General features: G+C 61.6%; 1 pseudogene. It reads right to left on the reverse strand.

What is annotated here, in order from left to right:
- Nucleotides 1-157, reverse strand: a pseudogene (locus AC0IYH_RS31820) (ABC transporter permease); the annotation flags it as partial.
- Between the last annotated feature and the right edge of the window lie 111 nt (nt 158-268).

A 268-nucleotide genomic window follows, 5' to 3' on the forward strand; every position in this document is an offset into this window, starting at 1 on the left:
CGCCCGACACTTCGCGCATCTGCGATCCGATCGCCGAGCCGAACACGATGAAATACAGCGACGTGGTGATGACGGGCACCATCAGGCTGGTCCAGATCGTCCGCCCGAACCGCGCCATTTCGAAACGATAGATCGCCCATATGCCATGCAGGTTCATGCGATCGTTCCTCGATTCAGGGTGGGGCGAGGGCGACCGTGAGCCTTCCGACCGACGAGGATTGTGCTCCCGCGAAGGCGGTAGCCCAGTGTCTCCGAACTCATCCGCCTT

The sequence above is a fragment of the Pseudomonas sp. AC463 genome (assembly GCF_979253585.1).